This is a genomic window from Mycobacterium sp. (assembly GCF_019243155.1).
GTDB lineage: Bacteria > Actinomycetota > Actinomycetes > Mycobacteriales > Mycobacteriaceae > Mycobacterium.
This window is the reverse complement of the sequence record NZ_JAFAUS010000403.1, coordinates 1-7,510: the sequence shown is the minus strand read 5'-3', so window position 1 is coordinate 7,510 and position 7,510 is coordinate 1. Positions and strand designations below refer to the sequence as shown.

7 protein-coding genes and 1 pseudogene are annotated in these 7,510 nt (G+C 65.3%); 2 read left to right on the top strand and 6 right to left on the bottom strand.

What is annotated here, in order from left to right; translation table 11 throughout:
- Positions 1 to 162 (top strand): annotated as a pseudogene (locus tag JOZ00_RS20760) (SAM-dependent methyltransferase); the annotation flags it as partial.
- Position 163: 1 nt separating this feature from the next.
- Here JOZ00_RS20760 and JOZ00_RS20755 read toward each other — a convergent pair.
- From JOZ00_RS20755 to JOZ00_RS20740, 4 genes are all read right to left on the bottom strand, one after another.
- On the bottom strand, positions 164 to 1,534 hold the full coding sequence (locus JOZ00_RS20755; RefSeq protein ID WP_293347321.1) for a DEAD/DEAH box helicase: 1,371 nt from the start codon (positions 1,532 to 1,534) through the stop codon (positions 164 to 166).
- A gap of 310 nt (positions 1,535 to 1,844) precedes the next feature.
- Positions 1,845 to 2,207 carry a thiocyanate hydrolase gene (locus tag JOZ00_RS20750; RefSeq protein ID WP_293347319.1) on the bottom strand — a complete coding sequence of 121 codons (363 nt, stop codon included), beginning with the start codon at positions 2,205 to 2,207 and terminating at the stop codon, positions 1,845 to 1,847.
- Positions 2,204 to 2,908, bottom strand: a complete 705-nt coding sequence (gene scnC, locus JOZ00_RS20745) for a thiocyanate hydrolase subunit gamma (protein ID WP_293347316.1) — start codon at positions 2,906 to 2,908, stop codon at positions 2,204 to 2,206. The genes JOZ00_RS20750 and scnC overlap by 4 nt, the downstream gene beginning before the upstream one ends.
- 22 nt (positions 2,909 to 2,930) lie before the next feature.
- The gene (locus JOZ00_RS20740) at positions 2,931 to 3,770 is read right to left on the bottom strand and encodes an SH3-like domain-containing protein (protein ID WP_293347313.1); all 840 of its coding nucleotides are present in this window, start codon (positions 3,768 to 3,770) and stop codon (positions 2,931 to 2,933) included.
- 116 nt (positions 3,771 to 3,886) lie between these two features.
- On the opposite strand from JOZ00_RS20740, the gene JOZ00_RS20735 reads away from it, so the two are divergent.
- A complete protein-coding gene (locus JOZ00_RS20735) occupies positions 3,887 to 4,729 on the top strand; it encodes an enoyl-CoA hydratase-related protein (RefSeq protein WP_293347310.1) in 843 nt (280 codons plus the stop codon).
- Between the two features lie 70 nt (positions 4,730 to 4,799).
- Here JOZ00_RS20735 and JOZ00_RS20730 read toward each other — a convergent pair whose 3' ends face one another.
- Together JOZ00_RS20730 and JOZ00_RS20725 are read right to left on the bottom strand one after the other, a co-directional pair.
- Positions 4,800 to 6,503 (bottom strand): FAD-binding protein, encoded by a 1,704-nt coding sequence (locus JOZ00_RS20730; RefSeq protein ID WP_293347306.1) that lies wholly within the window; start codon positions 6,501 to 6,503, stop codon positions 4,800 to 4,802.
- On the bottom strand, positions 6,500 to 7,510 hold a 1,011-nt coding region (locus JOZ00_RS20725), incomplete at its 5' end, for an SRPBCC family protein (protein ID WP_293347303.1). The genes JOZ00_RS20730 and JOZ00_RS20725, both read right to left, overlap by 4 nt.

Below are 7,510 nucleotides of genomic sequence, written 5' to 3'. Positions count from 1 at the left end.
GCACCGGGCGGGTTGCTGGCGATCGTTGTGCTCAGCGAGGTGGGCGCGAGCCCCGGACCGTTTCGCGCGGTGCCCGGCGAGATGCCCGCGGCGTTTGCCGACCTGGACGTGATCGACGCCGGCGAAGGCGAGGGCCAGGCGTGGCTGCTGGCCCGACGCTGACCTATCCCGTGCCACCTTGCGCGCGACTCGAGCGGCGACGCTCCAGCCGTCGCGTAGGCGTAGCGGAGCGGTGAGATATCGCCGGTTCGCTCGTCTTCGGTGAACTGCCGTTCCGGCGGCGCCGCTGTCCGCCGGTGGTCGTCCGATGCTGCTGATGCGAGCGCGACGGCACCTGGGCGGCCGCAGGGGCCTGGTAGGGCGCGATCTCACCCACGAGCGCCTGCACCGCCTCCGATACCGCGGTCACCTGCTGGGGCACCACCTTTATGCCCGCCTTGCGCAGCAACGCCTGGGTGTCTTGGCGCTGGTCGGGCAGCACCACCGTGACGACGTCTCCGGCGCTTCCCGCTCGGGCCGTACGCCCGGAGCGGTGCAGATACGACTTGTGCTCGGCGGGCGGGTCGATGTGCACGACGAGCTCGACCTCGTCGACATGTACGCCGCGCGCGGCGATGTCGGTTGCCACCAACACCCGAGCGCTACCGGAGGCGAACATCGCCAGGTTGCGCTCGCGTGCGGGCTGTGACAGGTTCCCGTGCAGATCGACTGAGGGAACGCCAGATTCGGTGAGCTGTTTGGCGAGTTTGCGCGCCTGGTGTTTGGTGCGCATGAAGAGAATCCGGCGCCCGGTGCCCGATGCGAGCCGGTGCACCAGCTCTTTCTTGGCCTCCGCGCTGGCGACGTGGAACACGTGGTGGGTCATCTCGGATACCGGCGAGTTGGCCTCGTCGACCGAATGCAGGACCTCGTCTCGAAGGAATCGCTTGACGAGCTTGTCGACGCCGTTGTCCAGGGTCGCCGAAAACAGCAGCCGCTGTCCACCATTCGGAGTTGCGGCCAGGATCCGGGTGACGCCGGGCAGAAAGCCGAGATCGGCCATGTGGTCGGCTTCGTCGATGACGGTGATTTCGACTGCCTCGAGGCTGATGAAACGCTGCTTCATCAAGTCCTCGAGCCGGCCGGGGCAGGCCACCACGATGTCCACCCCGGATTTGAGGGCTGCTACCTGGCGGTTTTGCGAAACGCCGCCGAAGATCGTGGTGACCCGCAGGCCGCAGGCCGTCGCCAACGGCTCGAGAGTCGCTGTGATCTGCGTCGCCAACTCCCGGGTCGGTGCGAGCACCAGGCCCGAGGGCCGCCGACCCGCGCCGGCGCGCCGGTTTCCATCGGAAAGACGACTGACGAGTGGGATCGAAAAGGCGAGCGTCTTTCCGCTGCCGGTCTTGCCGCGCCCCAGGACATCCCGACCCGCGAGCGTGTCGGGCAGGGTTTCGACCTGAATCGGAAATGGATGTGTGATGCCGCGCGAGGCGAGCGCACTGACTATGTGTTTGCGCACGCCGAGCTCGGCGAAAGTCTTGTCGGTAGTCACTTTTCGGTGCCTTTCGGGCATCGGTGGTGCCGTGTCGCAGGCGAAGACGCCGCGCGCCATCGGCACGAGGTGGCGAGATTGCCGGTTGGCAAAATCGATCGCCGCGAGACAAGCTAGTGCGGGGATGCACGGATCATCTAGGTGTTAAGCGCGATCTTCGGGCCGGCACCAGTGGGATGAGAAAGCGTTCCACGACGAAGTTGGCAGGTGGTGTCATGAAGCCAACGTTGCTGCCAGCGTAGCGTATCGCCACCCGATCCGCTAAACAGCCTCGCGAGCGGCGAGTTTCGGGGAGTGTCGACGACTTCGCTCAGGGCTGCAGCCGGGCGCGCACGGCCGCAAGCCTTTCTTCGAGTTCGGCTTCGCTTAAGACGCCGCGCACCACCAGCGAGTGCGCGAGCGCGACCAACCGGTTCTCCGGGTAGGGCAAGTCGGAATACAGCGTTGCGGATAGCGCATCTTCTTCGTCGCGCCGGTCCGTGAAAGCGAGTGCTTGTGCGCCGCAAGCGCTTTGGTCAAGCGCGTCACACATCCCGTCAAGGCTTGTCTGCCAGGGCGGTGCCGGGTTGGCGACCCCGTACTTGGCGGCCATCCGGCTCCAGACCTGGTTGCGTTCAACGATTTTCGCCAACGGCACGACCGTATGGCCTTCGATGTCGTGTGGGCGGCTCATTGCTCTACGGGATGGACGGCCGGGCGGGTATGGGTGATCGCGTTGGTCGTCACGCCAACCTTCGGTAAGGCGACACCGATCAAGCAATCGCGGGTGATGATCTCGACGAGCTGGTCCTCGGTCCACCCGTCGGTTCCTGCCGGGCGGACGGGCATCACCATGAACCGGTGCTTCTGGTTGGAGTCCTCTACCCGGATTTCGACGTCTTCCGGTAGGTAGAGACCGAACTCCGCGAGCACTTGGCGCGGCCAGCGCACGATCCGCCGGCGATAGTTGGGGGTCCGGTACCACTCGGGGGAGTTGCCCAGGATCGGACGCGGATAGCACGAGCACAGAGTGCAGACGATCACGTGGTGCAGCGTCGGGGTGTCTTCCAGCACGTGGAATGCGGTGAAGTCGCTCGGCGTGCCGAACCCCGTCGGTTCCAGCCAGTCGACCCCGACTTCCTTGCTGGCGGCCAGCGGATCGGAGAGGACCAGTTTCTTGTAATCCGGATCGAGCCAGGCCCGGGCCACCAGGCGAGCCGCAGGTGTCGGCCCGATCTGCTCGGCGAACTCGGTGAGACGGCGGTGCTCCTCCGCGGTGAAAATGCCCTTCTCGATGCACAATTCGCGTAGGGCGATCTCGAGCACCTCGAAATCGGTGATCTCATCCACCATCGGCGCGGCGGTGCGATCGTGATCGTGGGCTTGGGCACTCATGCCGGATCCTTTCCCGAAATCGTCAACTTGCCGCTTCCAGCCATCGCTCCGGGATCTCGGTCTGCAGCGAGTCGTTTCCGGGGCCGGTGTAGCCATGCCATAACTCGGAGAGGTTGAACCGGACGATGTAAAACCATTCGGGCCGTTGGTCGGGCCCGTCCCAGGTCTCGTCCTCGGCGGCGGGGCTTTCGTAGGACACGACCGCGATTTCGCCTGTCGCACCGCGCACGTACTCCTGAGTGCGGGTGTACAGCAGGACAGGGAGGTCTCGCACCACGACCTTGTCGCCGACCTTGAACGCCGGAGCACCCGCCTGTCCCGCATACACTTGCGGATCGCCCTTACCGACGGCGTGCGTGTGGTGGCGGTTGCGCTGGACCGAGTTCGGGTCACCTTCAAATTTGGGCTTGGCCTCCAACGGTTTTCCCCGCAGGCCGTCGGCGTACCGCGCCTTGACCTCGGCCATGCGTTCGGCCAGTTCGCTCAGACCGATGTGATGTTTCTCCGCGAGCACTCGTGCGACGGCCAGCAGCCAGCGTCCGTAGTAGGGAAGGCCCAGATAGATGGTGCGGCCCAGGTCGACGTTGCCCATTCGGCGTCGTTCCTCAGACAACCAGATTCCGCGCCACCCGAGAACCTCGCACATGACGTAGGTGCTTTCCTCCCACGTCTCGTATTGCTTGTTCTCGTATTCCATGGGCGCATCCGGTTCACCGCCGACGTCATGCGGAGTCTTGACGTACGCGCTGAACCGGTCGTGGTCGATGAGATCGGGCGTCGGCGCTTCCGGGAGTTCCGGGTAGGCGGATTTGAGACGCGCCACCAGATCCAGCTGCGTCGCACGTTCCAACGGAGTCGTCATGAGACCTCCATCGTTCTGCTGATCCCGCGGTGGCAGCGCGCTTCATACACTTCACTCCTCCCGCGAACATCGCGCAACCGGCAAGCGAATTCCGGTATCGCGGTAGTGTCACGAGGATGGAGCGGCGCGTCCTGGAAGCGGTCATTTACGAACGTGAACCGCCGATTGCGCGGATCATCTTGAACCGGGTCGACAAGGCCAACACCAAGGATTCGGTCCTGGTCTCTGAAGTCGACGGATGCCTGCACGAAGCCGACCGCGACAAGGAGATCAAGGTCGTCATCCTCAAGGCCAACGGCAAGGGCTTCTGCGGAGGGCACGTGGCCCGGTGGGGTCCTGACGAAAACCCTTATCCGGATTTCGGGGATACGTTCGAGGACCTGTACAAGGGCACCGCGGATCTGTTCCTGTGGCCGACGCTGTATTTGTGGGAGTTTCCGAAACCGACGATCTCCGCGATTCACGGCTATTGCATGGGAGGCGGAATCTACCTCGGATTGCTGACCGACTTCTGCGTCGCATCCGAGGACGCGTATTTCCAGATGCCGCTTGCCCAAAGCCTCGGGGAGCCCGGCGGCCACACCATGATCGAGCCGTGGTTGTTGATGAACTGGCACCGCACCATGGATTGGCTGTTGCTGGCGCCCACCCTGTCCGCGCAACAGGCGCTCGAGTGGGGCCTACTCAACAGAGTGGTGCCGCGGGAAGACCTCGAGAACGTGGTCGAGGAGATGGCAGCCAAGATCGCGCAGATCCCGTTGACCACGTTGATGGCGGTGAAGAACAACGTGAAGCGCGCGTGGGAGTTGATGGGGATGCGGGTGCACCTTCAGGTCAGCCACATCCTGACGAACATGGTGGGCGCGGCCTCCGACGTTCAGGCGCGGCGGGCCGAGCTCATGCAGTCGGGCATGAAGCCGCGCGAGTTCGTCGACCGCGACGATCCCCCGCCGGCGTGACGCTGCGGTCACGTTCGAGTCCGAGGGTGACTGCGCCGTCACGCTCGCGGGGAAGGCGCCACGCATAGCGCTAGTGCTCGCCGGCGACTTTGCGTCCGGCGGCGTGCCGCGCGGCGACGTAGCCGAACACCATCGAGCTGGCGATGCTCGCCCCGGCGCCCGGATAGGTTCGGCCCATCACCGTCGCGGTCGTGTTGCCCGTCGCGTACAAGCCCTCGATCACCCGGTCCTGCTCGTCGAGCACCTGGGCGTGCTCGTTGGTGATGACGCCCCCGCAGGTACCGACGTCCGCCGGGAAAACCCTTGTCGCGTAGTAGGGCGCACGGTCGAGCGGGCCGACGGCTGCGTTCGGCCGGAACCCGGGGTCGCCGAGGCAGTCGTTGTACGCCGACTGGCCGCGTCCGAAGTCCGGATCCAGCCCCTTGGCGGCGAACTGATTGAACCGCTGGATGGTCTGTGCCAATTCCTCGGCCGGAAGGTCGATTTGGCGGGCGAGGTCCGCGATCGTGTTGCCGCGTTTGACCGCACCAGCCTCGATCAGCTCCGGCGGTAGTTGCTGATTTCGCTTCAGCGGCTTCATCGGGTTGGTGCTCGTGACGTACCGCTGCACATAGCCCTCGTCGAAGATCATCCAGCAGGGGACGGCCTTATTGGCATACATCGCCTTGCCGACCTCGACGTACGAGTTGGACTCATTGCAGAACCGGCGTCCGGTCGAGTCGACGTAGATCGCGCCGGGCCGTTGCCGCCCCGAGCCGAGCGACGCTGCTGCGGCGCCGCCGTTGGCGATGAAAACCGAGGGAAGCCACCAGGCTTCGTCCAGCAGATCGGTCTTCGCACCGAGCCGCATCGCCGCCTCGAGCACCTCGCCGGTGTCGCCGGCGTTCGCGATCGACCACTGCGCCTCATTGGGCTGGTCGCCGCTGTAGCGCTTGCGCATCTCCTTGTTGTGCCCGAAACCGCCTGCGGCAAGCAGGACTCCCTTGCGCGCCTCGACGTTCAGCGATGCGCCGTCGTGGACGACGCGGACCCCCGTGACCCGCCCATCGGAGACGATGAGATCTTCCAGCGCGGCATTCGTCCAGAGCGGAGGGCGTCCGTCGGTGAGGTCGATAAGCGCCTTGAGCATCTGAGCGATGAGAGAGGCGCCGTTGGTGAGGATTTGACGGCGCCGGGCTCGTGCCGCCGCGGTGCGCAAGAACACCCGGGTGGCGACGGCGAACGCACGTGGGGCCCGGTTGTAGTACTGCACCGAACGCAACTCGTTGGTCAGCACCACGAATCCGTAGTTCTTGGCCAGCGGGGGTTGCACCTTGTCACTCCAGTCGCCCAATTGGCCTGCGTCGTAGGGGACACCCTCGACGGCGCGGCCGGAAGCGTTGCCGCCCTTGTGATTCGGGTAGTAGTCGCTCCAGCCCGCGCAGCGGATGAGTTGAACACCTTTGCGGGTGAGGAAGTTGATCATCTCGTAGCCGGCCGTGAGAAACATCTCGCGGCGCTCGGGAGACGAGGGTGCGCCGATGTCGCCGACCACGTCGGCCAGATAGGCCATGCCGTCCTCGTGGGAGTCGGCGATGCCGTCGGCCCGCATCAGCGGGTTGTTCGGCAGCCAGACGATGCCGCCGGACAGGCCCGTGGAACCGCCGACCAGCGCCTGCTTTTCCATGATCAGCGGTTCGAGCCCGCAGTCCACCGCCGCCAGCCCGGCGACCATGCCACCACCGCCGCTGCCCGCGATGACCAGGTCGACCGAGCGGTCCCAGTTGGTGCTCACCGGGCCGCCGCCGGGGCCTGAGTGCCGAGCGGCGCGGTAAAGCCGAGATCCACGATCGGCACGTCGATGGTGGTGTTGGTCCGCTGAATCGCGGGGATCAGCGCGTCGTACGGCAAGCCGGCGAGGAAGCCGTCGATGACGCGTTCGAAGTTCGAGATCAGTCCTTCGATCCGGCTGGACAGTCTCATGTACTCGAATCCCTTGGAGTGCAGGCCTTTTTGCTGCCTTGGCAGATTGGAGAAGTCCTGGGCCGGGATCGGCGGCCAACGCTTGTCGTCGGGGGCCATGGGCTCGGGTGGTGTGGGCTTGCCGGTGATCTGGTCGGGTGGGATGCGGGTGAGCGACCAGATCTCGAACAGTGTCTCCTCCGGGCCCAGCGGACGGATCCGGTACGACGATGCGCTGCTGTACTGCGGCAGCACAAAGTAGTGCGGGAAACCGAAGTTGATCGCCTCGGTGATGCCTTGCCGCTGTAACTCGTTGAGGTCGGGGATGTCGCAACCCCGGGCCCGGTGCCATCCGACGATGGCGTCGTTGAGCGTGCTGCGCCACAGGGCCATCGCCGCGGCCGGATCTGCGGGTAGCTCCATGTCCTGCAGCCCCTCGGCGATGCGGACGTCGTTCTCGTGCGTCATGCCGGCCATGCCTTCGCCGAGCGTCCGCATGAAATACAGATTGGTTTGCGCCAGACCTGGCGGCTTGGACGCCGTGGCCGGCTGCGATGACGGCAGCAGTTGTGGGTGGGTCTGCGGCACGTGGTACCCCTCCATGAATGCGGCCGTCGCCAGCTTCCAGTTCACCGGAAGCCGGCACGACTGCCACCACTCGACGCGCAGTGACTCCACTTTCCAGGCGTCGTAGATCGACGCGAAGGGCTCGAAGCAGTCGCGGAACGCGGGCGCGTTGTCGTCGAGGTTGATCCACGCGCAGCCGCCCCACAGTTCGCATCTGACGGGAACCAGGCGGAGGTCTTCCGGGTCGAGGTTGTGCTCGTCGAACTCCTCGGG

Excerpts from the sequence above, each read along its gene's own strand:
- JOZ00_RS20750 (WP_293347319.1), bottom strand. The coding sequence starts at position 2,207 with ATGAGCCGCCCACACGACATCGAAGGCCATACGGTCGTGCCGTTGGCG.
- scnC (WP_293347316.1), bottom strand. The coding sequence starts at position 2,908 with ATGAGTGCCCAAGCCCACGATCACGATCGCACCGCCGCGCCGATGGTG.
- JOZ00_RS20740 (WP_293347313.1), bottom strand. The coding sequence starts at position 3,770 with ATGACGACTCCGTTGGAACGTGCGACGCAGCTGGATCTGGTGGCGCGT.
- JOZ00_RS20735 (WP_293347310.1), top strand. The coding sequence starts at position 3,887 with ATGGAGCGGCGCGTCCTGGAAGCGGTCATTTACGAACGTGAACCGCCG.